This is a genomic window from Deltaproteobacteria bacterium (assembly GCA_026388415.1).
Lineage (GTDB): Bacteria > Desulfobacterota > Syntrophia > Syntrophales > JACQWR01 > JAPLJV01.
In genome coordinates this window covers 18,519-43,582 of record JAPLJV010000006.1, presented here as the reverse complement: position 1 = coordinate 43,582, position 25,064 = coordinate 18,519, and the positions used below count along the sequence as shown (strand labels likewise).

Annotated in this window: 25 protein-coding genes and 1 tRNA gene; 3 read left to right on the top strand and 23 right to left on the bottom strand. The window is 51.9% G+C overall.

The annotated features are described in order from the left end of the window. Positions 1 to 89: 89 nt before the first annotated feature. Entirely contained in the window at positions 90 to 317 is a 228-nt protein-coding gene (locus NT140_01355; protein ID MCX5830538.1) for a hypothetical protein, read from the top strand. A gap of 5 nt (positions 318 to 322) precedes the next feature. Here NT140_01355 and NT140_01350 read toward each other — a convergent pair whose 3' ends face one another. After that, positions 323 to 754, bottom strand: a complete 432-nt coding sequence (locus NT140_01350; GenBank protein MCX5830537.1) for a hypothetical protein — start codon at positions 752 to 754, stop codon at positions 323 to 325. A 143-nt stretch (positions 755 to 897) separates the two neighbouring features. Here NT140_01350 and NT140_01345 point away from each other — a divergent pair, with 143 nt between their 5' ends. After that, positions 898 to 1,179, top strand: a complete 282-nt coding sequence (locus NT140_01345) for a hypothetical protein (protein MCX5830536.1) — start codon at positions 898 to 900, stop codon at positions 1,177 to 1,179. 46 nt (positions 1,180 to 1,225) lie between these two features. Further along, positions 1,226 to 2,092, top strand: coding sequence for a hypothetical protein (locus NT140_01340; GenBank protein ID MCX5830535.1), 867 nt, complete (start codon positions 1,226 to 1,228; stop codon positions 2,090 to 2,092). Between the two features lie 699 nt (positions 2,093 to 2,791). Here NT140_01340 and NT140_01335 read toward each other — a convergent pair. From NT140_01335 to NT140_01230, 22 genes are all read right to left on the bottom strand, one after another. After that, complete coding sequence (locus NT140_01335) at positions 2,792 to 3,877, bottom strand: AAA family ATPase (GenBank protein MCX5830534.1); 1,086 nt, start codon at positions 3,875 to 3,877, stop codon at positions 2,792 to 2,794. Further along, positions 3,864 to 4,421: a hypothetical protein gene (locus tag NT140_01330; GenBank protein MCX5830533.1), complete on the bottom strand. Its 558-nt coding sequence runs from the start codon at positions 4,419 to 4,421 to the stop codon at positions 3,864 to 3,866. The genes NT140_01335 and NT140_01330 overlap by 14 nt, the downstream gene beginning before the upstream one ends. Further along, positions 4,411 to 4,815, bottom strand: a complete 405-nt coding sequence (locus NT140_01325) for a hypothetical protein (protein ID MCX5830532.1) — start codon at positions 4,813 to 4,815, stop codon at positions 4,411 to 4,413. Before NT140_01325 ends, NT140_01330 begins: the two co-directional genes overlap by 11 nt. Positions 4,816 to 4,819: 4 nt before the next feature. Beyond that, on the bottom strand, positions 4,820 to 5,032 hold the full coding sequence (locus tag NT140_01320) for an AlpA family phage regulatory protein (protein MCX5830531.1): 213 nt from the start codon (positions 5,030 to 5,032) through the stop codon (positions 4,820 to 4,822). Between the two features lie 109 nt (positions 5,033 to 5,141). Beyond that, a complete protein-coding gene (locus tag NT140_01315) occupies positions 5,142 to 5,822 on the bottom strand; it encodes a hypothetical protein (protein ID MCX5830530.1) in 681 nt (226 codons plus the stop codon). After that, positions 5,815 to 7,080 carry a site-specific integrase gene (locus NT140_01310; GenBank protein ID MCX5830529.1) on the bottom strand — a complete coding sequence of 422 codons (1,266 nt, stop codon included), beginning with the start codon at positions 7,078 to 7,080 and terminating at the stop codon, positions 5,815 to 5,817. The genes NT140_01315 and NT140_01310 overlap by 8 nt, the downstream gene beginning before the upstream one ends. A gap of 443 nt (positions 7,081 to 7,523) precedes the next feature. Further along, positions 7,524 to 7,611, bottom strand: a tRNA-Leu gene (locus NT140_01305). 233 nt (positions 7,612 to 7,844) lie between these two features. Then, positions 7,845 to 8,453 carry a fused MFS/spermidine synthase gene (locus NT140_01300; GenBank protein ID MCX5830528.1) on the bottom strand — a complete coding sequence of 203 codons (609 nt, stop codon included), beginning with the start codon at positions 8,451 to 8,453 and terminating at the stop codon, positions 7,845 to 7,847. Positions 8,454 to 8,516: 63 nt separating this feature from the next. Next, on the bottom strand, positions 8,517 to 9,434 hold the full coding sequence (locus NT140_01295) for a fused MFS/spermidine synthase (GenBank protein MCX5830527.1): 918 nt from the start codon (positions 9,432 to 9,434) through the stop codon (positions 8,517 to 8,519). Beyond that, positions 9,427 to 10,674, bottom strand: a complete 1,248-nt coding sequence (locus NT140_01290; GenBank protein MCX5830526.1) for a Xaa-Pro peptidase family protein — start codon at positions 10,672 to 10,674, stop codon at positions 9,427 to 9,429. The genes NT140_01295 and NT140_01290 overlap by 8 nt, the downstream gene beginning before the upstream one ends. A gap of 97 nt (positions 10,675 to 10,771) precedes the next feature. Continuing rightward, positions 10,772 to 11,566: a dihydropteroate synthase gene (locus NT140_01285; GenBank protein MCX5830525.1), complete on the bottom strand. Its 795-nt coding sequence runs from the start codon at positions 11,564 to 11,566 to the stop codon at positions 10,772 to 10,774. A gap of 11 nt (positions 11,567 to 11,577) precedes the next feature. Then, positions 11,578 to 13,530: an ASKHA domain-containing protein gene (locus NT140_01280; GenBank protein MCX5830524.1), complete on the bottom strand. Its 1,953-nt coding sequence runs from the start codon at positions 13,528 to 13,530 to the stop codon at positions 11,578 to 11,580. Between the two features lie 67 nt (positions 13,531 to 13,597). After that, on the bottom strand, positions 13,598 to 14,455 hold the full coding sequence (locus tag NT140_01275) for a hypothetical protein (protein ID MCX5830523.1): 858 nt from the start codon (positions 14,453 to 14,455) through the stop codon (positions 13,598 to 13,600). A 7-nt stretch (positions 14,456 to 14,462) separates the two neighbouring features. Then, positions 14,463 to 15,524, bottom strand: coding sequence for a TRAP transporter substrate-binding protein (locus NT140_01270; protein ID MCX5830522.1), 1,062 nt, complete (start codon positions 15,522 to 15,524; stop codon positions 14,463 to 14,465). A gap of 33 nt (positions 15,525 to 15,557) precedes the next feature. Continuing rightward, positions 15,558 to 16,859, bottom strand: coding sequence for a TRAP transporter large permease (locus tag NT140_01265; GenBank protein ID MCX5830521.1), 1,302 nt, complete (start codon positions 16,857 to 16,859; stop codon positions 15,558 to 15,560). After that, positions 16,852 to 17,334 carry a TRAP transporter small permease gene (locus NT140_01260; protein ID MCX5830520.1) on the bottom strand — a complete coding sequence of 161 codons (483 nt, stop codon included), beginning with the start codon at positions 17,332 to 17,334 and terminating at the stop codon, positions 16,852 to 16,854. The genes NT140_01265 and NT140_01260 overlap by 8 nt, the downstream gene beginning before the upstream one ends. A gap of 163 nt (positions 17,335 to 17,497) precedes the next feature. After that, positions 17,498 to 18,172 (bottom strand): cobalamin-dependent protein, encoded by a 675-nt coding sequence (locus NT140_01255; GenBank protein ID MCX5830519.1) that lies wholly within the window; start codon positions 18,170 to 18,172, stop codon positions 17,498 to 17,500. Next, entirely contained in the window at positions 18,144 to 19,508 is a 1,365-nt protein-coding gene (locus NT140_01250) for a uroporphyrinogen decarboxylase (protein ID MCX5830518.1), read from the bottom strand. Before NT140_01250 ends, NT140_01255 begins: the two co-directional genes overlap by 29 nt. 30 nt (positions 19,509 to 19,538) lie before the next feature. Continuing rightward, entirely contained in the window at positions 19,539 to 21,035 is a 1,497-nt protein-coding gene (gene rhlB, locus NT140_01245) for an ATP-dependent RNA helicase RhlB (GenBank protein MCX5830517.1), read from the bottom strand. A gap of 166 nt (positions 21,036 to 21,201) precedes the next feature. Continuing rightward, on the bottom strand, positions 21,202 to 22,188 hold the full coding sequence (locus NT140_01240; GenBank protein ID MCX5830516.1) for an FAD binding domain-containing protein: 987 nt from the start codon (positions 22,186 to 22,188) through the stop codon (positions 21,202 to 21,204). Then, a complete protein-coding gene (locus NT140_01235) occupies positions 22,185 to 24,473 on the bottom strand; it encodes a xanthine dehydrogenase family protein molybdopterin-binding subunit (protein MCX5830515.1) in 2,289 nt (762 codons plus the stop codon). Before NT140_01235 ends, NT140_01240 begins: the two co-directional genes overlap by 4 nt. Positions 24,474 to 24,478: 5 nt before the next feature. Beyond that, positions 24,479 to 25,009, bottom strand: coding sequence for a (2Fe-2S)-binding protein (locus tag NT140_01230; GenBank protein MCX5830514.1), 531 nt, complete (start codon positions 25,007 to 25,009; stop codon positions 24,479 to 24,481). Positions 25,010 to 25,064 lie beyond the last annotated feature (55 nt).

Here is a 25,064-nt window from a genome sequence, read left to right as displayed (position 1 = left end):
AGAATTGATAAAGCAATGTTTTTTGCGACCCAACTATATGGAGAATGATTTTGTGCGTCAAGATGATTTTGGACACAGGGGAAAATCCAATGCCGGAATTGCAAGAACATATTTGCCCCAGGATCGATTTTCCTTCTTTCGGTCGTCTCTTCATCGGCACAGGGGTGATATTGCTATGCACCTGGCAAGGCGTAATGGGATCGATTCAATTTCAACGGTTTTCTGCATGCAAGACGCTGAGGGTTACTCTCGCCATGGAAGCGGGGATTGCGGATCATGTGTGGACACTGGAAGAAATTGTAAAATTAATCGGGTAGGAATCCTATTTGGGAAAGAATGATTCAATGCTTGGTAATGGTTCCCCGATTGAATATTTCTTTTTTATATCATCAAATAGCATTGTCCTGGCGTCTAGCCACGTAAACCCCAAAAACATTCCAAGATACTCATACGTCGGAGGATCGGGAATGTGTCGGCATATACCATCCTGAACAAAATAGTGATGTCCTTCTGGCCTTCTGATTATCTCAACGGGGGTTTTCTTGGCCATTACTGACCCACTTGATGATTTGACACGCATGATTATAAACGCTATCAGTGAATGAATAAGAGTTGTTGCGCAAATAATGAAAATGCATAGCACTATTAATCTGGTGGTCCCCAATTTCAAAACCTCACTCAAGGAATCAGGAAATAATAAGAAAATAAACGACGCAATCCCCGTAATGCCAGTAACGGTATTGAAAACTTTCATAATCCACCCCCTTTGAGAGATGGATTTCAATACCACGAATTTATCTTGAAATCCCCAATAAAAAGCGTACAGTTTTCACCGTTGCCAAACATACCGTTTCATTTTTCTGATTTTACCGTAATTATTTATACGCAAGGAGCATTGTGGAATCTAAACTTGGACGCGAATTATTTGAAACTCAAAAAGTTATTGCTACTCAAGTTCAGGCCCATCATTTTCTTCTCTGTGCGCTACTTTCCGTAACTGACCAAAGATCCTTGCAACGCGCAAAGGAAATCCTTGAATCTCAAATCTCATCTGGCGAATATCAAGGATTAATCGGCGATGGGCTTCAAGACGCGCTGCGGATCGTCTCTGTATTTTCCGATGACGGCGATCCTTCCGACCTACGGAAGATGTTACGCCTAATTCCTGGTGGCAAGTAGGAATAGAAATATTCATATAGCCTTCTCCTTTGTTTGTAGGGTGTAGATGAAAAAATTAATCACGCTGACTCTCATACTCACGGCATTTGTGAGCGTAAACTCTTTCTCACAAGAGCCAACCCCACCACAGGAAGCACAACGCAAAGGTCAGAAGGCTACACCCAATCAACAGGCCGCCAATAAGCCACCCCCTGTTTACCCCATACCAACTACCGGAATAGGCCAATACCCCCGCAAGGATAATCAAGCAAAGGCAAGCATAAAAACTCCCGATGAGCGAATCGCTACTTTCACCGGCTGGCTTGTCTTCATAGCTGCCATCCAAGCCCTTATATTCGTAGCTCAATGCGTAGCCATGTCTATTCAAGCCAAACATCTCAGAAATACCGTCGATGCTACCAAAGAGGCCGCTGAAGCTGCCAATAAAAACGCTGAAACTCTTCAGGCTATTGAACAAGCATACCTGGCTATTAAATCCGTAGAATGGCCCAAGGGAGAATTTGGCTTTACTCTGGAAGGGTTCAAAAAATCCACCATGACCGCCGAGGTGGAAAATGTAGGGAAGACACCGGCTATTCTCCGCAAGGTAGTCTCTACTATTGGTTTTAAGCAAATCAATTACCCCACCAGAGAAGACGTTAGTAAGGAACTTCCCATTGATCTCCCCGATGGGTGCATTATAAAAAGTGCCGATCCCGAACCGTACCCCATTAGACACAGAAGCTACGCCGCCCCGCCCGGAATAACGGCAAATAATTTTATCGAAACCATCATTCTTTGCTATGGCTGTATCGTGTACGAGGACATTTTCGGCAAAACTCACGAAACAGGGTTTTGCTATGAGTTCAAGCCCACGTATACCGCTGGTCGCTTCCGCATTTCCCAAAACACAGAATTGAATTACCACAAATAAGGCCATACCAAGTAGCTTCATGGCCGCCTCTCTGCCACGAAACATTTTCCAAAACCAAAATGAGTCACTACCGGATTTTGGGCGATGTAGACAGCAACGGCATATTTGCGGTATGAATAACAATTCTCTTTCTCCCGGTCGTCTCTTTGCCCGTCTTAGGGGATGCCCTCCCTTTGATTTTCATGTTTGATTCTTTGAACATTTGTTCAAACGCTGAAATTAACCTAACTATCTATAGTTTAAACGTATCTTTATTTATTCCTGTTTGGTTATTGAACAATAATATTCAAACGGGGGAAAAATTCTGCCAATGCGAAGCCATGGGGTTTAAAAAAGCAGGGAGCTGTCAAGATGTCGATGCCCCCTATCCCCTCGTGCTGAAGATATACGACCATCTGTGAGTGCGGTTTGACCATTTGACCCCCTGTCTTAATATTGCGGCTTTGCGTGTGTAATAGCCAATTCGGTTCATCAAAATGAAAGCCCTATAGATGAAGATGCCCCCTCCCGTAGAAAATTTTGAGTACCTTTATAAATCTCCTCTCACCATCCGGGTTCTTAAATATAGTGGCCCAGAGAATTACCTCCCCGGTATCCACTTTAGAACAAACACACACGCTATAATAAGCGTGTTGTGTTTTCTAAAGTAAGGGATGATAGAAAAAACATGATTGCTTTCATAATTTCTATTGTTTCTATTCATTCTAAACCTCTCAGCCGGAGAATATCCTCAGTTCGTCCGATCAATTTTTCATGCTTTCCCCGGCTCCGTTTTGTCTCAATGGTATCAAGCACGGGATGGCCTCCGCTGATCGCCCAATTTTTGAATATTGCTGATCTGGAATGGGTGAGGCCCGTTTTAGTTCTCAGAGTATCCATGAATAGACCTATCGGCATGGGCGCATCCTTCACGAGGTCAAGGGCAGCAGGTAGGTATGTGTCCAGCGCCGGTAAATCCTTGGTCTTGCCGTTTGAAGAGGTCTTTTTCGTCGGTGTTATTTCTTCCCTCATGTCGAATCTATAGCCCCCGGTGTCTTCATCCTCAGACCATAGGGCGGTAAATGGTTCTTGTGGGCGGTAATTCCGCAACATAACCTCTATAACTGCCGCGTCCGTCTCTGAGACGTGCGGGGTCATAGTGATGCAGGCGTCATAGTCCCGGCCAATTACATTTGATCCAGCGCCCCTGTCCCGGATGTCTCTATCACCGCTAAAACCTTTAGCGTCGTGGTGGACATAGGCGACAGCAGCGCCGGTCTGCTCTGTCAAGCCGTCGAAGGCATTGAGGATGATTTTCCCATCCTCAGCAGCGTTCTCTGAGCCTGTAGCGACTTTGTAGAGCGGGTCAAACGATATGATTTCTGGATTGTATGGCTTTACGATCTGGGATATTTTTTCTATTCCTTCTATGCCGGACAGATTCAGTCCACGGGCATTAAGGATGTGGAAGCGGTCGCCCAAATCAGCAGCAGTGATTCCAAGAGCTATACACATCCTCTTTAGTCTGCGATGGTAGTGGTTCGACTGGATTTCATATTGAATATGAACAACCCGGCGTGGCATTGGAATATTCCAGTTTAAAAACACCTTTCCGGTTGCCAGACATAGCAGCATCTGGAGCAGGAGGAAGGTTTTTCTCATTTTTGACGATCCTATGAGGGCTAATTTATCCTTTACGTCCAATATGCCCTCAATGATCTGATCCGGTTCGTCGGGTTCGGATTCAAGCCAGTTGGAAGCATTTACCAATCCCATGGCCTGCCCAGCAAATTCACTCAATGGCATATTGTCCGTCCTTCGACAGCCACAATAGTCGCTGCCATGCCTGTTTTTCTGTTCTGTAATGCCCTGGAAGGCGTGATAGCCTTGAAGGGTTACTACATTGGCCGTCTACTCCCAGAGGTATCAACAGCCGTTCATAAAGGTTCTGCTTGATCTCAGTAGTCCATTGCTCCAAAGTCTCAACCTTGGCCAGTACCTGCACGTCAACGAGGGCATGAATTGACTTGTTGCCCGAATCAATGAGCGCCCGAATGGGCAGCTTGACTGCTGAATAAAATTTAATCTGTGATTCCCGGTCAAGTCCGTCAAACTCAATAAGACAGTACCTGTAAGTCTTGACGTTGGCATCGCCTCTCAAAGTAGTGCCGTCACCGCTCTTTTTTGGTGAAGGCATGCCATTGAGAGGATTAATGCAGAATTGTGGCCCCAACTTCGCGCCGGACATGGAAAGCTCTCGCCATTCCTTAGCGGGTCGGATATTTACACCCATGATTCCCGGTTCGTGGCGCTCCCCTATGAAAATCAAATCATCATTCTCAAAAAGCATGGTGAACATCCTCAGCCGGTAGCCAGTCAATGCGAATGGGTGAACTTTCCCACAAATCGGCCTCATCGCCAAATTCCCCCTGGTCGATGATCCCCTGGAGCGCCTTCTTGCCGTCCTGGACAATGGGCTTTGATCGTGGTCGTGGGATGAAGCTTCCGCCGTTGAAATCTGATAAAGCTCGCTTGATTGCATCAGGAATTTCGTTACTTGGTAGCCGCCGCTTTCCTGGGGGGATCGCGTGCAGTAAGTCGTCGTGTATCCGTTCTGGGGGAAGTCCGGCCATGACGCCATAGTTTGCCGCTGCCATTATCCGGCCATGACAATTTGCACCAACCCCTGGAGGAGGGAGGTTTCGGAGAGTTTCGGCGTAGCGGTCAAGGACAGGGGAGGGCATCGGCTTACCCTCCAATACCCAGCACCCGGCTTCCTGTTCTGTCAGCGGCTTTCTTTGCCAGCCATTCGTCAACCTCATTGACGAACCATCCGACAGAGTTTCCACCCAGGTTGATCCGTCGAGGGAATTTATCTGCCTTTTCCATCCGCCATATAGTGGCGTCACTCAGGCTGAGTTTACTGAAAAGCTCCGGTTTTCTTATTATTCGCGTTTCCATTCCTCTTCACCTCTCAAAAAAAATGCCCGTCAAGTTTCCTTGATAGGCAATATAATGCAATGAATAGAAATGCGTAAGTTACGAAAGGGAAATAATTATTCCTTTTTCGTCATCTATTTTTTTTTAAGGCGGCACGAAGTTTTCTTTCTGGATATTCGTATGAAAGATTCAATCCTTCAAGCGCTATTTTAACCACACGCATAAAAAGACCGTCAACATAGGTTGTAGGTTTTTTATTAAAACATCTTTCCCATATCTTTGCCATTTCCGCTACGATACCTTTACTATCAGCGTTCGGCCTTCCCTTAAAACGCTGCCCCATTGAATCATCGAGACGCTTTATTTTTCGTATCAAAATACTCAAGAGATTCCCTGCGGTAACAGCTAATTCCTGGCATTCTCCGTATTCTGGATTATACTCGTCAAATGCTGAAAAGCTGGAAAGTTGGCGAATTAATCGGCCCGTATTTATCTCACCTAGCAGGGCATAGCTCTTTTCCAAAAGCGCTACCATTGATTTCCTATCATTCTTGTAACTCTTGTAATCAGGTTGATCGAGTAAGCAGGCTGCTCCCTCACAACAATCTCGAAGTTCAACGATAAAACGTTTAACCTGTTCTTCTTTGAAATTATTTAGCATCAAGATATCTTTAATATCGTATGCCTGTTGATGTGTGAAAGGGTAACAATCATAATAACCGGGAATTTCTAATAGCTTTTCCTGCATTTCTTTAACTTCTGTCTCCGTGTAAAACTTTTTTTCTACCTCTTCCTTAATATCTTTATCCATGGTGCACCTCTAAGGGAATAACATTTGATATCGGTTCAGAAAGCCCCAGGATTAAGCTTAACCGCTTTTCCCATAGGCTCAGGGCATGGCGCTTCTCTACGTCGTAGCTGTGCCGGTTATATATTCCCAGGACGCCTTGGAGTTTATGCCCCAGGACGCGCTCCGCGACAATATCCGTTATACCGATTTCAGCCAAACGTGTCCTTACTGTCCTGCGCAAATCATGGGGTGTGAATCGTTCATCTGTTTCGAATCCCATATCTTTCCAATGGCGCACCATTGCCCTTGAGAGGGCATGTGAGGTCATGGATGAATCATCATCCTTTGGTTTTGCTTTCAGGGGCTTTTTGAAGCCATAGAGCGGGCTTCTTGGCGATGTGAAAACATACTTACTATTATTGCTAAATGGCCGCGCCTGTTCAATAGTCTCTTTTGCCATGCCTGTTAGGGGTACTCTGTGCGGTTCTCCCCCCTTCATGCGTTCTGCTGGTATATCCCAATTATCACCATTGATTTCATTCCAAGCCATGCCGCAAACTTCGCCGGGTCTCTGGCCGGTCAACAGGATCATTTTTAAGGCCAACTTACTGACGGCGTACAAATCGACGGCCTTATTTCCAAGGTCAAGCGCCTTCCACAAGAGTTTAATTTCATTGTCATCCAATACGCGGTTACGGCCCTTTTCTGAAACTTTACGGATTCTGGTGCAGGGTGAATCATCAATGATACCACGCTCGGCAGAGAAATTGAAAAAACGCGTTAATGAGCCGTGAACGCGGTTTCGCATAATCGGTGCCCGTTGTTCGATTTCATCAAGTAGCAAAACTATATGCCGACGCTTGATTTCTGTAACGCGTCGCTTCCCCCAGGCCGCTGCGACGTCCTTTTCAAGAATCCGCCGGGTCTCTATGCCCGATTTCTTTTTGCTCAGCTCCCTTTCCCAAAATTCTTTCAATGCCTCTTCGATGGTGGGAACTGCCTTTAGCTTTGATTTCTCTTCCTTTGCTACTGCCCCAGGATCAATACCTTTCTGAATATCCTGAGTAGCGTGCGCGTGCTTTTCTCTTGCCTCTGCCAAAGTAACAGCGGGATACCTCCCCAGCGTGAGCCGCCGTGGAGCGCCGTGGAAGTTGTAGCGAAACATCCAGGTTTTTGCCCCCGTCGGCATTACCCGGATGTATAATCCGTTTGCGTCCAATAGTTCAAAACGTTCACTTTTAGGGGTTATTTTTCTGACCTGCAAATCGGTAAGTGCCATAATTTATGCCTCCTTTAGCCGAAAAACGGGGTACAAATCGGGGTACAAAAAGAGCATTAAAAAGGGTGAAATATGATGCAATGTCTTGAATAGGAATATAGGCTAATATTATAGGAATGTCAAGCAGATTTGAATAGAAATGCAATGTCTTGATGAAGGGTGAAAAACGTCAAATAATGAATGGGGTTCAGAGGGTCGGAGGTTCAAATCCTCTCGCCCCGACCAAGTAAAATTAAGGGGTTCGGAGAAATACCGTAGCCCCTTTTGTTTGCCTTTTCAGTTTGTCCCGCTCCAGTCCCGTTTTCTTTTTTTATTAAAATCTTTCCTTGTAAATTTCGGCGGCGCACTGGATGCTCTACAACACGTCGTTGGATGAATAGCAAGAAAAAACCCGCTATTTCTAACGGGTTTTGTTCTTCTTTGGACTACCTTGGATTATCAACTGGTGCCTAGGGTCGGGGTCGAACCGACACAGCGACAAGCGCCGAGGGATTTTAAGTCCCTTGCGTCTACCAATTCCGCCACCCAGGCTTTATGACTTGGAGTGAGCTTATATTATTTTAGTAACAGGAGTCAAGATGTTCTTGGATTAACTGGATATTTGATATAAGGAAGCTGCCGTCGGTAAAGCCGGGGCGGATAATTTAAAATATCCAGTGACTTGTTTTCGGAAAAGATCATTTAATTACTGACTTGCCTTTATGATGGCGAAGTATCAGCAGTAGAGAATTCGTTGTCAATAAGATATTGGCAGATAAAATTGATCAGAATCGCAGCCGCCTATCGAGCCCCAGAAACAGCGTCAGACAAGAAAAAATCAGGCAGGCGGCGCCTATGCCGCGCACGATTACGGAGACGGGAAAAAGATTGATGAGATAAAACGCGGTGGCGTTGGTTCCCAGAAAAGACCCCACCGTCGAAATAAAGAGCACCAGGCCGGCGCTCAGGCCGGATGTCTTTTGGTGCAAAGACAGGATCCCGATGATGTAGGGAGAGACCATCGCCATAATGGTAACGGGCAGAAAGAAGATGATGTTCATCGCCACGAGCGAGCCGTAGCGCACATCCTCAATCCGGCTCGATACAAATTCACCGGCCGGCGGATGTATTTGCGGGATGAACATTACCCACACCGATGCGACCACAAGGAGGAAGGCAAGAGGATATACCCTTTCCGTCCGCTTGCAGAGATAGCCGCCCAACACATATCCGGCGGAGAAATGGAGCATGAAGGAGCTGATGATGCTGCCCCAGATATAAATGGAGCCGCCGAAATAGGGCGACATGAGATTGGAGGCGAGGATCTCGAGGCTCATGACCGCAGCGCCGAACAGCACCAGCATTCCCGTGAGCATTACATATACAATCGCCATCAATGACCTCCGTATGTCCATATCCCCGATAAGAGCATTCGGGGATGACATCTTTTTGCAAGATTAATGTTCCTGATGGAGCAGGAGATTGGCCGGATTAAAATCATCCGTCAGCACCGCCACCGGTACGATGTCCGGTTCCGGAACATATTTCTCCGCCTCCGCGGCAAGATCTATCGCTCCGATCCGCAGCCTCTTTTTGGCAGGCTGTTGAAACCTGGGCGGCACAAACAACGGCTGGTCGGCGCCCACGATGATGGAATTGCCGCTGTTCCGGCCGTTAAAGATATAGACCTGCGAGAAGACCGCCCGGAAAGTCGCGACATGCGCATCGAAAAGTTTATTGGTGTTATGCACGTTCTGCAAAACAAGGCCGCTTTTTGTCAGCCTGGATTTGGCCAGTTGTAGAAACTCCTTGGTCGTTATATGAATCGGGATGTAATCCGTGTTGAAGGCGTCAACCCAGATCTGATCATAGCGCCGGTCAGTTTTCTTGAGATATTGACGACCATCATTGACAATAATCGTTTGCATCGCCGTCGTTTTGAGGGAAAAATACTTCTGCGCCAGCGTATACACGAGCGGGTCAATCTCGACCGTGTCCAGCCGGACCGCAGGCAGGTGCAGATTGAAAACCGTCGGCACATAACCGCCGCCTAGTCCGATCAGAGCCACATCCCTTGTTTCCGGGTGGAACAAAAAACCCACGAACATCATGCCGGTGTATTCAAAAACGGACAGATCAGGCTGGGCCGTATTCAGGCAGGTCTGACGCTGGTCGCTGTAACGACCGAACAGCATGCATTTTTCCTGGGCGTCCTGCTTGATCTGGACGTGATTGTAGATTGAATCTCCCTCGTACAGAACCTTCGTCTCGGCTCCCAGCGGCGTCGGGATGAGCAAATAAAACAAGCAAAACAGAATGGTCAGCACCGGCAAGGTACGCAACAGATCTGCATCCGGGGGCCTACGATCATTCATCTTTACACCGGCAGGCAGATTCACCGGGTTGAGGGGCGCCAACCTGGACTACATCAAGCGGTGTATCAGTTACCCTTTCCAGGCAATTTTGCCTGACAATAAAATCTACCTCGATACCGATAGCGCCCTCGTCAGGAAAAATAAATTTCGGCTCGATGGCAAAGACCATGCCCTCCTTTAGGATAACATCATGCCGGGGTGTTAGCACCGGAAGTTCATTGATCTCCAGACCAAGGCCGTGGCCCAGAAAGCCAACCTGCCCTTCACCGTATCCCATAAAATGTTCTTCTAACTTCGCCCTCTTAGCCCTGTCCAGCGCCTTTCTGAAGATTTCCGGGGCATTCACCCCCTCCCTGGCAAAGCTCATCGTCTCTTCGATAATCTCCCGTGCTACCGCGTGCGCCTTGGCAAATTTTTCCTTAAGCTCACCCACTACATAAGCCCTTGTTTCATCAGTAATATAACCGTTATAGCCGCCGCCATAATCAATTAGCAGCGGATTGTTTCTCCGCACTTTATTCACCGATGGCCCCTGGGCAACGGCATGGGTCACACCGGTGCCGGAAATAGGGACATCGTTGCCAGAGACGACGGTTCCGGAAATTCCGTGGGTAATGTAGATATTCATCATCTCCTGATTAAATCCCCGCATTCTCAGGAGGCCCTGATGACCGTGCATCCTTCCTTCCGATTCGAGGATCGCCGCAATATCCACCTCACGCCTGCCCTCTCTTACCACGCTCTTTGCCTTCTCAAAAACATGATCAATAATTTCTCCGGACTTTTTGACCTGCTCTATTTCAAAAGCACTTTTCACTAACCGTAAATCCCTTATGGAGGGCGAAATATCCGCCAATCCGTCATGGCCGAGGATGCTTTTCCACCTCTCAAAGGCCATAACAGGAAGCACATCGAGCTCCATCCCTCCCCTGCCCTTCAGTATCCCTTTGTCGGTGAGAATATCCTTCACCTCCTTGTCCTTCCCTATGCGGGTAATCGCCAGGGGTGTCTCATGGGCTGCCCTGACAAGACCTTTTTCAACAAAAAATACCGGATCTTTATCAACAGCAATAACAAGAATGCCTTTCTGCGAGGTACCCGTAAAATAGAAGAGGTCAACGTTCTGCAAAATAACGGCAAAGTTGATACCCTCCCTCTCCATTGCTTTCCTGAACTTTTCTATCCGCGCTGCTATCTCATCCGGCGGCGTTAAATCACTTGTGAGCAAACTTTTCCACATAATCCCTTATCCTCCCGGCTATCCTTTCTTTTCGTCTAATATGGTTATGATGGGTCTTCCTGCCGGCAGCGGGTAGGCCACGGAACTCCCCTCTCTGTTATTCCAGACGACCCTCGCGGAAGGTGCGAATGTAATCCCGGCAAAAGCTGTCCTTGCCGGCCACAAGGGTCGCTGCCTTGAGCATGGCGTAGAGGAGCTTGTCCGTGGGATCAATGATCGCCGCATCCAGCCCCTGCGTAATCGCCGCCGCGAGAAACGTCCGGTTGATCAGTTTTCTTGCCGGCAGGCCGTAGGAGACATTCGTCAGGCCGCAGATGGTGTGGACCCCGGGAAAATTCCTGGTGATCGCACCGATGGCTCCCAGCGTTGCCTGCGCCGATCCAGGATTGACCGCCAGCGGATAGACGAGGGGATCTATATAGATGTCATCTATGGGCACACCGGCGCCGGACAGTTTATCTATCAATCGTCCGGCCAATTCCACTTTCTTGGCGGTCGTCTCAGCCAACCCCTGCTCCGCCAGACAGAGGGCAATGACCTTGGCTTTCCGCTCAACGACGAGTGGCAGTATCCCCCCGATCCGCGAGGATTCCAGGGTAATGGAATTGATCAGCGGCGTCTTCTTTACCAGCGTGAGCATGGCCCGCATGACGGCCGGACTTGGACTGTCAATCGAGAGCGGCAGCTCCGTCACCTCCTGGACAGCCTCGATGATCCAGGCCAGTTTTTCGCCTTCGGCATCAGCAAAAGTGCCCGCATTGACATCAATATAATGGGCCCCGGCCTCGGTCTGCGCCGTTGCCTCTTTCTGAATGAAGGTTCGGTCTCCGGCAGTAACGGCCTCCGCAATCTGCCGCCGCGACGTATTGATTCTTTCCGCAATAATCAGCATACTATTTCTCCTTAATCCCGGACTATGCCCCGCAGATGGGGGAAGTCGTCTTGCTGATGAGGGAAATACATCGAATTCAGAAATTCTTTTTGAAATCCTGCTTCGATGGTGAGTTCCACATACTCCACCCGGGCGGCTATTTTTTCCGCTTCCCGCCTTTTCTTCCTGTCTAACAGCACCAGCCGGGCGCCGTCTCCGGCGGCATTGCCGACGGCACAAACATTTTTCAGGTCACAATCCGGGAACATGCCGATGATCATGGCTGCTGTCGGATCAAGGCAACTTCCAAAGGCCCCCGCCAGAATCACCTGGTCTATTTTTTTGATGCCCAACCGGCGCATCAGCATTTTTGCCCCGGCATAGAGAGCACCTTTGGCCAATTGGACGTTTCTTACATCACCCTGGGTAATGGTGATATCGTTTCCAAGCGAAGTTTCGTGCTGCCAGGCGATGACAAACTCGGGGCTTCCCCCTTTCATCCGGAAGCGGGGAGAAGCAATGTTTTTGTTGAAACGTCCGGTTGTATCAATGGCGCCGGTTCGGAACAACTCGGCTATTCCATCAATGATCCCTGAACCGCAGATTCCTTGCGCCCCGGGCTCGGCAGAGACGCGCGGTTCTACGTTTCTGCTCCCCAAATCCCTGCCGATGACTTTAAAATTAACCTCAAATGTCTCCGGATCAATTCTGATCCTTTCAATTGCGCCCGGGGCCGCTCTCATGCCAAACGTGATACAGGCGCCCTCAAGAGCAGGACCGGTGGCGCAGGAAGTCGCGACCAGTTTTTCCCTGTTTCCCAAGACCAATTCTCCGTTTGTCCCCACATCAATGATGAGAACCATCTTCTGCTTTCGGTCAGGTCTCTCCGCAATAAGAACGCCGACGGTATCCGCGCCCACGAAGCCTGCCGCCAAGGGCGGACTGTAAACATTGGCAGATGGGGCGATCTTCAGACCGAGATCCCGGGCCTTGATATTTATTGCTCTCTGGATAACCGGAGGAAAGGGGGGGGCTCCCAGATACACCGGATTGATCCCGAACAGAAAATGGTGCATCACGGTATTGCCGACGACTGTCATCTCGACGATATCCTCGGAAGAGACTCCCGTTTTCTCCGTCATCGTTTGCACCAACCGGTTTAATCCTTCGATAATCGAATGGTGCAGCGTTTCCAGGCCCCCGGGGTGATTCATGGCATAGCTGATTCGGGACATGACATCTTCGCCATAGGCGACCTGGGGATTCATCATCGTTTCGGTGGCGATCAACCTGCCGCTTTTGAGCCGGCAAAGATAGGCGGCGACGGACGTTGTGCCCACATCCACCGCAAGGCCACAGACGTCATCATCCGCCTTCCCCGGTTTGACGCCGATTATCTCCTTCTCCATCCAGACGGCAATCGTGACCGTCCAGTTCCCCTGCCTTAAAACAGCCGGAAGCTTCAAGAGGGACGGATAGTCTATATCCAGCAAAGGAGACACCTGGTGATTTTGAATCAGGGCCTCTTTTAGCCGGTCGAAATCTCCGCGGGGATCCTGAAACGTGGGAGCGGAGAGTTCGACCACGTGGCAAGCAACCGCGGGGTTCAGGTGAAACAATCTCTCGCCGGCTCCCTTGCGCACCACCTGCTGTCCCCCGCTGCTTTCCTCCGGGACAAGGATCAGAACGTCTCCCCTGATTTGAGCAGCGCAGGCCAGCCGGTAACCATCGGCCTGTTCATGCGGCTGAATGAATTTTCCTTCTTCTTCCTGAAAGGGGGAGATATGTTCAGGCAGCGATGCCTCTCCATACGGAGCGATGGCGCCTCTTGCTATTTTAACCTTGCACTTTCCACAACTTTTTGCTCCCCCGCAGATGGATTCGATCTCCACCCCCAATTCCCGGGAGGCCTCGCTAATCGTCTTTCCCTCCGAGACCTCACCCCGTTTGCCGGAGGGCTGGAAGATGACGTGGAATTTCTTCATAACTTGCTGGCCTTCCCCTGCCGCAAAAAACTTAGGGGCAGGCTTGAAACCCGCCCCTACCCGCATTCTAAATCGCCGCCGGCGCCATATCTTCTATCAGACGGTAAAGCTCTCTGAAATTGGGAAGCAGCTCCGGACTGTAAAGCCCACCGCTCGAGGCGAGAATCAATCCGCCCTCCCTGGCCAAGGCGCTTATTTCCTTTAAACACTTCCTTTGCCGTCCCCGATCAAATTCTTTCGCGGCGAGCCATGACGCCCGGATACCGCTGATCAAGGTAACGCGGGAACCATAGGCCCGTTTAAAATTGAGCAGATCCACGCATTCCGGTTCTAAAGAAAAGAAACGAAATCCGCACTCCACCAGGTCTCGTAGAATTGGCTCAACAGCGCCATCGGAATGCCACCCCAGGGCCATCCTGGCAAGCCTGCTGACCAGGACCTGGTAAAAAGGCAAAAGATACGAACGGAAAACCTCCGGCGAGAAATAGAGGCCGCCGGCATAGCCAATATCCTCACCAACAAGGATCAGATCAACTTCCGATTGCTCGATCAGGCTCAAGATTCCGGTTATTTCTTCCATCTCGCGGGTAAGGAGTCTCTGGAAAGCGGCACGATCCCTGCCCAATTCCCGGAGGATATCAAGGACATTCCTTGTCGCCGTAAGGCGCTGGAAAGGACCGTCAATAGTCAATCCACAGCCCAAACCGGCACCGTGGGCAAGTTCGGCCAGTTCCTTCAAATCGGAGCCCGGCCAATGGAAAAAACAGACATCCGCCCCTACAGACGAGGCGAAGCCTGCCAGACCTCTGGGGTCCTGATCGAAGCCCGCTTCGGTCAGGACCCCGGGACTGACCCAGATTTCTCCACGCAGCACACCGGGGCTGTCCGGCTCCGCAATGAGGCTGCTTAATTTGCTTGGTTTCAAATAAATATTAATTGAAAGGCGCGGCTACCCCTCTTTTCTTCTCTTCTGCTTTCCAGTAGGTGATACGTTCCTTGATGTAGCTAAGCCAGCCGTCAACTTCCGCTTCTTTGAAGCCCTTGCCGACCATGGTTTTCTTATACCCGGCAAAGATCGGTTGCACAGCCGCTATCCATTTTGCCGCCTCGGCATCGGGAAGCATATAAAGCTGTCCGCCCGCGGTCTTGAAGACGTCTCTGCCTTCTATATCCATCTCATTCCACAGGGCAGCCTGTTTCTCTTTCGTTTCCAGGGCCACCTCTTTCATGATCTTCTTAATGTCTTCGGGCAGGGCATTCCATTTTTTCGCGTTGATCACAAAGTAGAAGGTATAGCCAGTGCCCAACTGCCAATCTGCCGTTACGTTTTTCACCACTTCGGCAAACTTCCAGTACTTGAGGGTGGACATGTCCACGGTAATGCCATCAATGACGTTCCTGCGCAACGAATCGTAGACATCCGGCATTTCCAGGGGAATCGGAACCGCGCCCAATGCCTTGACGACGTCGCTCATCTGCCCGGTAGCTCTGATTTTAAGGCCTTTCAAATCATCCAGAGTCTTGACGGGTTTGTTGACCGTCTGGACAATCAATGGCCCCGAGGTGTTAATGTAGAGAACCTCTACATCGCTCCATTCCTTGGGCTTGTACTTGTTGTAGAAATCGCTTGTCACCTGTGTTGCCACCCAGCCGCTCGGAAAACCGTGGGGCTGTTCAAAGACCTCCATAACCGGGAAGCGGCCCCGTGTATAGGAGATATGAGAGACGCCCATATCGGCAATACCGGTGGCAACGCCGTCATACATCTTGACCGGGTTGAGCAGCGTACCGCCCGGATAATATGTAATCTCCACCCGTCCATTGGTGCGCTTCTTGACTTCTTCGCAATACCAGGCAGTCAAAACAGACATCTTGTGGGTCACGGGCAGGTAGTTGGCGGCCTTCAGCTTGATCGCATCGGCGGCAACAGCAACTGAGTGGGATGCTAAAGCAAGAAAAACTACTACCAAAAACAATGACATCAACTTTTTCATTTTCACTCCTCCTTGATAAGATTGTTGTCCCTTCTACGAGAACAAAACAGATGGCAACCAGAGAGCCAATTGTGGAAAAACAAGCAGCAGAGCCCACATGAGAGCCAGAGCGATCAAAAATGGCGCCGCGCCTTTATATATTGTGCTCATGGGCACCTTGGTAATATTTTTTACCACGAAAACACAGATGGCAACCGGGGGGATGACGACACCGATCATCAGCACCACGCCCAGCAGAATCCCGAACCAGATTGGATTGAAGCCGAGTTTAAGCACTGCGGGATAGAAGATGGGAGTGGCCAGAATCATAAAGGTCAGATCATCAATAAAAGACCCCCCGATTAAATATATTATGCAGATCAGAAACAGGATCAGATAGCGGTCTATGGGCAGGACGACGACCCAGTCGGCAACATTTTGCGGGATGTTGGTAATAGCAATAAAATGGCCGAGGATGGCCGACCCCGCAATCAGCATCAGTATCATAATGGCGGTGCGCAGGGCCTCTTTGAGCGATTTGATGTATTTATTCCAGGTCATGTCTCGTTTCACGAGCGCCAGCAGAAGGACGGCAAACGTGCCGACGGCGCCGGCTTCCGTGGGCGTGAAAAAGCCCTGCATGATTCCGCCCACGACGAGCATAAAAACGAGGAAGACCCAGAGCACTTCCGGGAGGGAACGTATCCTCTCCCCCCAGGTAGAGCGTTCGGAGCTTGGCGCGATGGCGGGATTGATCTTTGCCCATCCGTAAATAATGCCGAGGAAAAAAAGGGCGATAACGAGCCCCGGAATAATGCCCGCAACGAAGAGCCGCCCGATTGACTGCTCCGTGATAATGCCGAAGATGATGAGGGTAACGCTCGGCGGGATGATAACGCCCAGGGTTCCCACGACAGCTACAATACCCGTGGAAAGCCGCTTGTCATAGCCATACCGGTCCATCTCCGGGATGGCGACGCCAGCAAAGGTGGCCGACGTGGCTGCCGAGGAGCCGCAAATGGCCTTGAAGCCGGTCGCTCCCAGGACGGTGGCCATGGCCAGCCCGCCGGGAATATGACCGACAAACTTATGCGCAGAGTTGTAGAGTCTTACCGCTATGCCCGCATTAAGCCCGATTTGTCCCATGAGAATAAAAAGCGGGAAAACGGTATACCCGTAATTTGTTATAACGTCATAGACATCCCGGGAAAGAAGATTGATGGCGCTATCAAAACTGTTCAGATAGGCAAAACCAACGGTACCGACCAGGGCCATGGCAAAACCCAACTCTATGCCCGTGGAGAAAAGCACCAGGAGTAATGCCAGAGCGGTAATCCCTACCATCGTCTCATTCATAGTCGCCCCTCCAGACCCTCACGATGTCGGTAAGAAAAACCCAGCATTCAATGAAACAACAGACCGCCACGGCATACGCGAGAGGGAAGAAAGGTATCTTGATGGTGGGCGATACTTCACCGGAAGCGTGATATCTGGCCCCGATGTTGATCATGTTATATCCGATGGCGACAAAGAGAGCCAGACACAGCACGCGCGTCAGCGTATTCATCAACTTCCTGTTTCTCTTGGAAAATCTCTCGATCAGGAACTCCATGTAAACATGTCCCCGGTCCAATGAAACCTGGGGAATGCCGAAGCTGATCACTATCCCCATTAATAGCGACACAACCTCGAAAGTCCCGACGAAAGGACGACCGACCGCCCGGAGAATAACATCGAGAACGGTCAGCGACATCATTACCGTGAGGGCTATGCCGGCTACATAATTCATAACATTACATATAAACTTTAATGAGTTGGAAGCTTTGCCCATCAGCCCTCCCGATTCAATATCATTTAGTTTCTAAAAAAAGCATGCTTTTCATTAAGGATATTCGCCGTGTTGTAGTCTCCCACAATGACTTTACCAAGTCAAGAGCTGATTACGGGTGTCTCTCCCTTATTCGTTTACGTCACTGCTCTCCGCCGCAGGTTTTTCACGCATAGATCTGTCGGCAGATATTGACGCCGACCACGGCGTCAAGCGCCCAGAAATCGGCCTGCGCGAACTGCCGCACCTGCTCGTTGACGGGCGCACCGCCGACGATGATCTTGACGCTGTCCCTCAGACCGGCCTTGGTGATCTCATCAACGACGGATTTCATCGCGGGATAGGTCAAATTCAGCAGGGCGCTCAGACCCAGTACCCGGGCGCCGGACTGCCGGACCGCATCCACGAATTGCTGAGCCGGAACGTCCACACCCAGATCAATGACCTCGAAACCGGCGCCGCGTAGCAGCGTGATGACGATGTTCTTGCCGATGTCGTGAATATCACCCTGGACCGTGCCGATAATGACCTTCCCCGCCGAACTCCCCGCCCCCGCGCCCTGCAGCAGGGGATCAAGGCGTTTCATCACCCCTTTGAGGATCTCGGCGGCAAAGAGGAGCTGACTGATGAAATACTCGCCTTGCGAGAACAACTCGCCGATTGCGACCATTCCCTCGTTGCAGATCGTGACGATCTCCGTGGCCGGAACGCCGCCGCTGATCTTCCCTTCCACCAGTTCTCCAACCTTCTTTTCATCCAGATCGCGCATTGCCTGCGCCAGTGCATCCATCTCGATATTCCCCATCTCTATGTTAAAGAGCCCACTGCCAAAGCCAGACATAGGCCATGCTTTCGAGTGTCTCCCAAGGCTTGCGGATCAGGTCTTCTTCCCCCTGCACGCCGCCCAGCTCCGCTTTCTTGACCTCCCAGGAGGTGACCATCCTGGGGTATTCAAACGCCGTTATCGCCGCCGCTCCGGTCGCCGGCCTTGGCCGGGGTTTCACACTCCGGTCGTAAATTCCGTATTCCATCACGGCCTCGACCATCGTCCGGAGATTTTCCGGCCTCGTGTCGTGGGGGATGTTGCAGCCGCCGCTTATGATATAGCCGCCCCCCGGCCCCAGCGTTTCGCACAGGTTCTTGACCCGTGCACGCATCTCCTCCGGCGTCCCCAGGATGAACTGGGAGTCCTGAATGCCGCCCGCGATGCACTGGTGATGGCCAATATCCTTCTTGGCCTTGAAGATATCTCCCTGGTTGTCAATGTCGCAGAGGACTTTGCCCCTGGGCAACTCCAGCAGGTGGTGCCAGTGACGGCCCCAGTCCCCCTCCAGGTAGGCCCGAATCGTGTAGCCCGCCCCGATGATGATCTCCATCGTTTTCTTGAAGGAAGGCCAGTAGAATTTGTCAAACTCCGCGGGGGACATGAACGTCGCCTTGTGGGTGGGCACGAAGATCGGATAACGCTTCAACGGGTCCGCGGTGGCCAGGGCGAAATTGGCCATCTCCTGGGTCAACACTTCGCAGGCGGCGATCACCTTGTCCGGCTGACGGTAGGTGTCCATCAAAGCGCCGGTTAGGCCTCGCATGGTGTCGGCCAGGGCATCGAACGGGGCCAGAAAGATGCCCGTCATGGGTTGGGGCATCCCCGCCTCCTGCAGCCGGATACTCCGGTTTTTCATGATCTGGCCCACCATCGCCTGGGCCATCCCCCCCTTGAGGAAGGCCATATACGAGCGCACGGATCCCCGCTCTCCAAACTCACCGATGATCCGCGGGAGCCAGCGGTCAAACATGAATGAAAGCGGGCTTTTGATGAGTAGGTCGTACTCGTCCGCCAGCATGTATTCCTTCTCGACAAACTGGAACGGGGAGCGCGGCGGAAGGTCCCGGCCCGGGAGCTTGTAGCTCTTCAGAGCGACGGCGTCAAAGAGCGGCCCCCAGACGCGGTTGTTCCTCAACACGTCAACTTCCGGGAAATCCCGGCAGAAGGCCAGCTCCGCCTGCAGCCACTTCTCGCTGTCGTAGATGGTCTCCTGGTGAGTGTTGCCCGAATACACCTCGGCGAAGTAGTTGCTCCCCGTTGCGATCGGTATCCGATCGGTCGGCTCCAGGGCAATGGCGGCCTGGTAGCGGCCCAGTCTCTCGCCAAACAGCTTCTCAGCTTCCTCAGTCATGCAGTACGCCTCCATAAAAGAACGGGACTATTATTTTGGATGGTTATGACGCGGTCTTCCTGCCGGCACCGGGGGGCGCCGTTTCCTCGGAGCGACCGGTCTGGGCAGAATGAGCCAGTCTTCCTCGGGGCGGATGCAGTCCAGCTTCCGGCCCATGAAGGCCTCGATGGGCGGCAGGTAAAATGCTTCTTCTTCGTCGGCAAAACTGATGGAGGTGCCGGCGGCGCCGGCCCGTCCGGTGCGCCCGATCCGGTGCACATAATCCTCGGCATCATGGGGCAGGGTAAAATTGACCACATGGTCCATCCCCTCGATGTGAATGCCCCGACCGGCCACATCGGTAGCCACAAGTATCCTGATTTTTCCGGCCTTGAACTGGTCGAGACGGTCAACGCGTTGTTTCTGGGGGACATCGCCGGAAAGTTCCGCGCAGTTGATCCCGTATCTGGTGAGTGTCTCCGAGAGCTTGCGGACTTCGTCCTTCCGGTTGCAGAAAACCAGCACCCGTTCGAGATTCTGCTTGACGATGATGTTGTAGAGCAGGGCAAATTTCTGGTTGGCCGTTATGATATAGACGATCTGATCCACCGTGTCCACGGCGACCTGTTCCGGTTTGATCTCCACGGTCACGGGGTTTATCGTCCACTGGGCGGCGAGACGGGTTACTTCTTCGGTCAGCGTCGCACTGAAAAGCATGGTCTGCCGCTTTTCCCGGGGCGGGGTGCTGTGGATGATCTTCCGCACGTCCGGGATAAATCCCATGTCGAGCATCCGGTCCGCCTCGTCAATAATCATCACCTCGGTCTTGCTCAGGATCAGGTCGTGGCGCTGCTGGAAGTCGAGCAGCCGACCCGGGGTGGCCACCACGATATCCACGGGAACACCGGTCAAAAGCTTCCGCTGTTTTTCGTAGTCCATGCCGCCGAACACGGCAATAATTTTAATGTCGGTGTATTTGGTGAGCACGCGTGCTTCCTCGGAGATCTGCATTACCAGTTCGCGCGTGGGGGCAATTACGAGGACCCGGGGCGTGCCGGGCTTCCGGTCGCCCGGGAGGGGGTTATTCAGCATCCGCGTGATGACAGCGATGAGAAAGGCCGCCGTCTTGCCGGTACCGGTCTGCGCCCTGCCGCTGGCATCCTTGCCGGACAGGGTGCTGGGAAGAATTTCCGCCTGAATCGGCGTACAGTACTGGAATCCCAGGTCAAAAATGGCGTGCAGGAGCGGATCGGGAAGATCGAAATCCTGAAAGCGGGTCTTGCCTTCGGCCGGCGCGACCTTGAATTGGGAAACCCGCCAGGGAGCTTCCGGATCTGCAGTAGCAAGGGATGACGATGCACTTGCTGCCCGTCCGCTTTTATTGCCCCTTCTCCGGGGGGGCCTGCCGGGACGAGATCGTTTTTCCTGGTCCGGCGGCGACTGTTCTGATGGGGGCGAGGGGGCGGCAGATTTTTCTTTGAGGATTTTCTCTCCCGATCTGCCGATATTGCGAATCTTTTTAACTACTTTCTGAATAAAATTTATCATCGAATTCCTTTTCTCATTATTAACCTACTAACGCATTCCCAATTTTTCTTTGATATCTTGCTGCAACATTTTTTTGTCTATCTTGCCAACATTGGTAAGCGGCATCCGGGAGATGAACTCCACCCGTTCGGACTTGCCAGACCCGGTTTATACGGATCAAAACCATCTATGGGCATGAAATCTCCATCAATATTGCCCTTTTGACAAGAGCCTTGGCAATCTCCACTTTGTAAGCATTCCTGCTGAGCGGCTTGGCGTTCCGGAGAGCAGACTTGGCTGCTTCATCGGCGCTGGCCTCATCTATGGGACGTCCTTTGATGATTTCCTCGGCTTTGCCTGCCCTGACGGGCGCCGGAGCTACCGCGCCCAGGATAATACGGGCATCCGCACATATCCCTTCCTTGAGGGTGATAAACGAGGCAACGCTCACAATGGCAAAATCTACCGGTTCTCTCAGGGTAAATTTCAGATAATGCTGCCGGGCCCCCTGCGGCGGCTGCGGAATTTGAATTTCCGTTACCAGTTCATTCGCATCGAGTATCGTTGACGCTGTTGCACCGGCAGTGAAGAAACCCTGCGCATCAATAGTCCGTTGGGAAGTTTTGATGCTGGCATCTAACGCTATCAGAGCCATGCCGATATCGGAGGGGTTTACTGCCACGCAGCCGTGGGCAGCGCCGAAAATGGAATGGTACCGGTTATCTCCGGCCAGGGCATTGCAGGTTTTCCCTCCCTTGCGCCGGCATATAACCGGTCCGCCGATCTGGTGCGGATACCGGTAGTACCAGCAGCGCACATCCTGAACAAGGTTGCCGCCTATGGTGGCCACGTTCCGGATCAGGGGCGTCGCCACAGAATGCGCCGCTTCCGAGAGCAGCGGGTATTTTCCCTTGACTGCCGGCGACCGGGCTATGTCCGCTAACTTAGACAGAGCGCCTATCTTGAGCCCTGTCGTATCCTCCTTGATATAGTCAAGACCGGTGATGGTCTTGATGTTGATGATCGCTTTCGGGTAGTCCGGGAGGATACTGTTCTTTAAGAGGCCCAAAAGATCGGTGCCTCCTGCGTTGAGCTTCGCCTTTCCTTTGTATTCCGTAAGGAGTCCGACTGCTTCCTTGACCGAGCGGGCATTAAAGTGGGCGAATGGTTTCATCTGACGCCTCTTTTTCTCACAACCCCTGTCTTCCCCAAGGCTCGCAGTATCTTATCGGGGGTTAACGGATAGTCGTGCAACCAGACGCCGACGGCGTTCGATACGGCCATGAGCACTGCCGATGGCCCTGGCGCTGTGGCCACCTCCCCGACTCCTATCGCCTGGAAGCGGTGACTAGGGAAGGGTGTTTCCAGGATCACGTTGTCAATGACCGGCAGCTCGGCAAACGTCCTCCATTTATAGTCAATCATATTGGCATTCAGCATTTGCCCACTCTTTCGGTCAAGGATTGTCTCCTCGAAGATGGCGGTGTCTATGCCCGCGGACCCGAGACATCCGTTGAGCTGGCCTTCCAGGCCCTGAGGATCTATGATCTGGCCGACGTCGGTAGTGTTGACTATCCGCAGCAGAGTAACTTTTCCTGTTTCCGTATCTACTTCCACCTCGATGAAGCTCATGAGGCAGTTCGTCAACGTATAGTCGGGCTCGAAACGTCCGTAGCCCGTGATGGTGCGATCAATGCTCATAGCCTTCCAAGGCATCTTTTTCCCCGGATTGTCTTTTACATAAATAATCCCGTCCACAGTTTCCAGATTTTCCGGCGCGGTTCCGAGCTTGGGGGCGATAAGCTCAAAGAGCTGCCTCCTGGCGTCTTCGGCGGCGGCAATGACGGCACTGCCGATTGCGTATGTTCCCCGGGAGCCTACCGGTCCGAACTCATAGGGGTTGACCAATGAATCGGCGGGGGATAAGGAGATCCGTTCCATAGCTATCCCGAGCACCTCCGCTGCCATCTTGATGAAGTTGCTGGTCTGGCCGGTCCCGTGCTCCGTCAGGCAGGAAAAAAGCATGGCTGTCCCGTCCGGATGCAGGCGTACATGCGCTTCTGATGCATCCTCGCCGATATCGGCATTGCCATGCACCCCCAAACCGACCCCTCTCCTTTTTGCCCCATCCACGGCAGATGGCTTAAGCCACCCCTGCCACTTCTCTTTCCAGCCGAATTTTTTGGCGCCCTTGTCGAAGGACTCGGCATAATCTACGCCCCGATAGGTATACCAGATGCCGTCGCGCCAGAAATAACCGTCACCGGGTTTAACAAAATTCTTCTTGAAAAACTCCAGGGGATCGAGCCCGGCCTTTTCCATGGCCAGACTAAGCAGCGGTATGAGGGAGCACTTCAGCTCCTGACCGCCGAAACCTCTGACGATGCCCGAGGCGTTCCGATTGGTGCAGACAATCGTAGTCTTCAAATCCCAATTAGGGCAGCGAACCGCAAGCTGGACCTCGCCACAGCCAACGGCAACCTGCGCCTGGGTGGTCATGGAGTAGTAACCCGTGTCAATAAGCCAGGCGCCCGACACGGCCGTCACCGTCCCGTCCCTCTTCATGCCGACACGGGCCTGCATTCGTGATGCGGGGCGCAACACAAACGCGGCCAGATGTTCTTCTTTACCGAAGGCCAGCTTCACGGGTTTGCCCGTTGCCCTGCTCAAAAGAGCGGCCTGGCAATGGAGCGGCCAAGACATCTGTTTCGACCCGTAACTGCCGCCGCAGGGCCCCCCGATGGTCCTCACTTCCACCTTCTTGCCCATAACGTGGGTGAGGAGAATCTGGTCCAGATAAGGAGTCTGGCTTGATATCCAGAGCGTCAGTTTGTTCGGTTCTTTCCACAGGGCTATTGCCCCCGGCGGTTCAGGCGGCAGAGGATTGGGTATGTTTTCATAACCGAAGGTCCCCTCTGTAATGACATCAGCCTCCCGGAACCCCTTTTCTACGTCACCCATCACCACTTCCTGCAGGCTTTTGGGACCGAAAAAAGGAACGCCGGGGATCACGACATTGCCGGGAAATTCATCATACAACTGCGGCGCGCCCGGTTTTAAAGCCTCCTCCATCGCAAAGACGGCGGGGAGCAGCTCATATTCCACCTCGATCAGATGGAGGGCTGCATTCGCCGCCTCTTCGCTTGTGGCGGCAACGAGGGCCACGGCGTCACCCACGAAACGCACCTTCCGGTCGAGCGCCCGCGTGCAGCGCGGCGTGCCCCCCCGCCAATCGGGCATATCCCCCCAGTCGAGTATCGCCTTGACCCCCGGAAGCTTCAGCGCGGCGCGTTTATCAACCTTTTTGATGAAAGCATGGGGATGGGGGCTGCGGAGCACTTTGCCATAGAGCATGCCCGGCAGTTTGATGTCGTTTAAGAAACGTGATTTGCCGGTAACGATGTCGCCGGCGTCCTTCCTTGGAGTTGCCTTGCCTATGAATCGGTAACTATCGGCCATATCTGTTACGTTGCCCTTCCGGAGGCCGCCATAACAGCCTGCACAACCTGATAATGGCTGATACATCGGCAGAAATTGCCGGAAAGAGCCTCTTTGACCTCTTCCTCCGTGGGAGCATTGTTTTCATTGAGGAGTGCCTTGGCGCCCATGATTATTCCGGGAGTGCAAAAACCGCACTGAAAGGCAGTATGGGCGATAAATGTCTGCTGGATCGGGTCCAGCATCCCCGCTTTTGGATCACCCAGGCCTTCGATCGTTGTTACATTCTTCCCGTCGCACTCTATCGTGAGCAACAGGCAGGAAGGTACGGCCTTGTTATCCATAAGTACAGTGCAACATCCACAGGCGCCGTTGTCGCATGATACTTTGGTGCCGGTAAGTCCGAGTGTTTCTCGCAGAGTATGGGCAAGGGTATGAGCTGTAGCAACCTGATCCGGTTTGCTTCCCACATCCATTTTATAGACTTGCCCGTTAACGGTGAGGCTGATGCTGCTGGCCGCAGCCATCTTCTTCTCACCCTGTTTTTTTGCGTTCATCGTCCTGCCACTTCCTCCCAACATCCATTCGGCGCCCGGAAAGTACCATCAAGGA

Excerpts from the sequence above, each read along its gene's own strand:
- NT140_01230 (MCX5830514.1), bottom strand. The coding sequence starts at position 25,009 with ATGAACGCAAAAAAACAGGGTGAGAAGAAGATGGCTGCGGCCAGCAGC.
- NT140_01340 (MCX5830535.1), top strand. The coding sequence starts at position 1,226 with ATGAAAAAATTAATCACGCTGACTCTCATACTCACGGCATTTGTGAGC.
- NT140_01255 (MCX5830519.1), bottom strand. The coding sequence starts at position 18,172 with ATGTCTGGCTTTGGCAGTGGGCTCTTTAACATAGAGATGGGGAATATC.
- NT140_01240 (MCX5830516.1), bottom strand. The coding sequence starts at position 22,188 with ATGAAACCATTCGCCCACTTTAATGCCCGCTCGGTCAAGGAAGCAGTC.
- NT140_01350 (MCX5830537.1), bottom strand. The coding sequence starts at position 754 with ATGAAAGTTTTCAATACCGTTACTGGCATTACGGGGATTGCGTCGTTT.
- NT140_01355 (MCX5830538.1), top strand. The coding sequence starts at position 90 with ATGCCGGAATTGCAAGAACATATTTGCCCCAGGATCGATTTTCCTTCT.
- NT140_01330 (MCX5830533.1), bottom strand. The coding sequence starts at position 4,421 with ATGCTTTTTGAGAATGATGATTTGATTTTCATAGGGGAGCGCCACGAA.
- NT140_01310 (MCX5830529.1), bottom strand. The coding sequence starts at position 7,080 with ATGGCACTTACCGATTTGCAGGTCAGAAAAATAACCCCTAAAAGTGAA.
- NT140_01265 (MCX5830521.1), bottom strand. The coding sequence starts at position 16,859 with ATGAATGAGACGATGGTAGGGATTACCGCTCTGGCATTACTCCTGGTG.
- NT140_01235 (MCX5830515.1), bottom strand. The coding sequence starts at position 24,473 with ATGGCCGATAGTTACCGATTCATAGGCAAGGCAACTCCAAGGAAGGAC.
- NT140_01290 (MCX5830526.1), bottom strand. The coding sequence starts at position 10,674 with ATGTGGAAAAGTTTGCTCACAAGTGATTTAACGCCGCCGGATGAGATA.
- rhlB (MCX5830517.1), bottom strand. The coding sequence starts at position 21,035 with ATGATAAATTTTATTCAGAAAGTAGTTAAAAAGATTCGCAATATCGGC.
- NT140_01320 (MCX5830531.1), bottom strand. The coding sequence starts at position 5,032 with ATGGAAACGCGAATAATAAGAAAACCGGAGCTTTTCAGTAAACTCAGC.
- NT140_01280 (MCX5830524.1), bottom strand. The coding sequence starts at position 13,530 with ATGAAGAAATTCCACGTCATCTTCCAGCCCTCCGGCAAACGGGGTGAG.
- NT140_01260 (MCX5830520.1), bottom strand. The coding sequence starts at position 17,334 with ATGGGCAAAGCTTCCAACTCATTAAAGTTTATATGTAATGTTATGAAT.
- NT140_01315 (MCX5830530.1), bottom strand. The coding sequence starts at position 5,822 with ATGGATAAAGATATTAAGGAAGAGGTAGAAAAAAAGTTTTACACGGAG.
- NT140_01270 (MCX5830522.1), bottom strand. The coding sequence starts at position 15,524 with ATGAAAAAGTTGATGTCATTGTTTTTGGTAGTAGTTTTTCTTGCTTTA.
- NT140_01325 (MCX5830532.1), bottom strand. The coding sequence starts at position 4,815 with ATGCCCTCCCCTGTCCTTGACCGCTACGCCGAAACTCTCCGAAACCTC.
- NT140_01250 (MCX5830518.1), bottom strand. The coding sequence starts at position 19,508 with ATGACTGAGGAAGCTGAGAAGCTGTTTGGCGAGAGACTGGGCCGCTAC.
- NT140_01285 (MCX5830525.1), bottom strand. The coding sequence starts at position 11,566 with ATGCTGATTATTGCGGAAAGAATCAATACGTCGCGGCGGCAGATTGCG.
- NT140_01335 (MCX5830534.1), bottom strand. The coding sequence starts at position 3,877 with ATGCCATTGAGTGAATTTGCTGGGCAGGCCATGGGATTGGTAAATGCT.
- NT140_01300 (MCX5830528.1), bottom strand. The coding sequence starts at position 8,453 with ATGGCGATTGTATATGTAATGCTCACGGGAATGCTGGTGCTGTTCGGC.
- NT140_01295 (MCX5830527.1), bottom strand. The coding sequence starts at position 9,434 with ATGAATGATCGTAGGCCCCCGGATGCAGATCTGTTGCGTACCTTGCCG.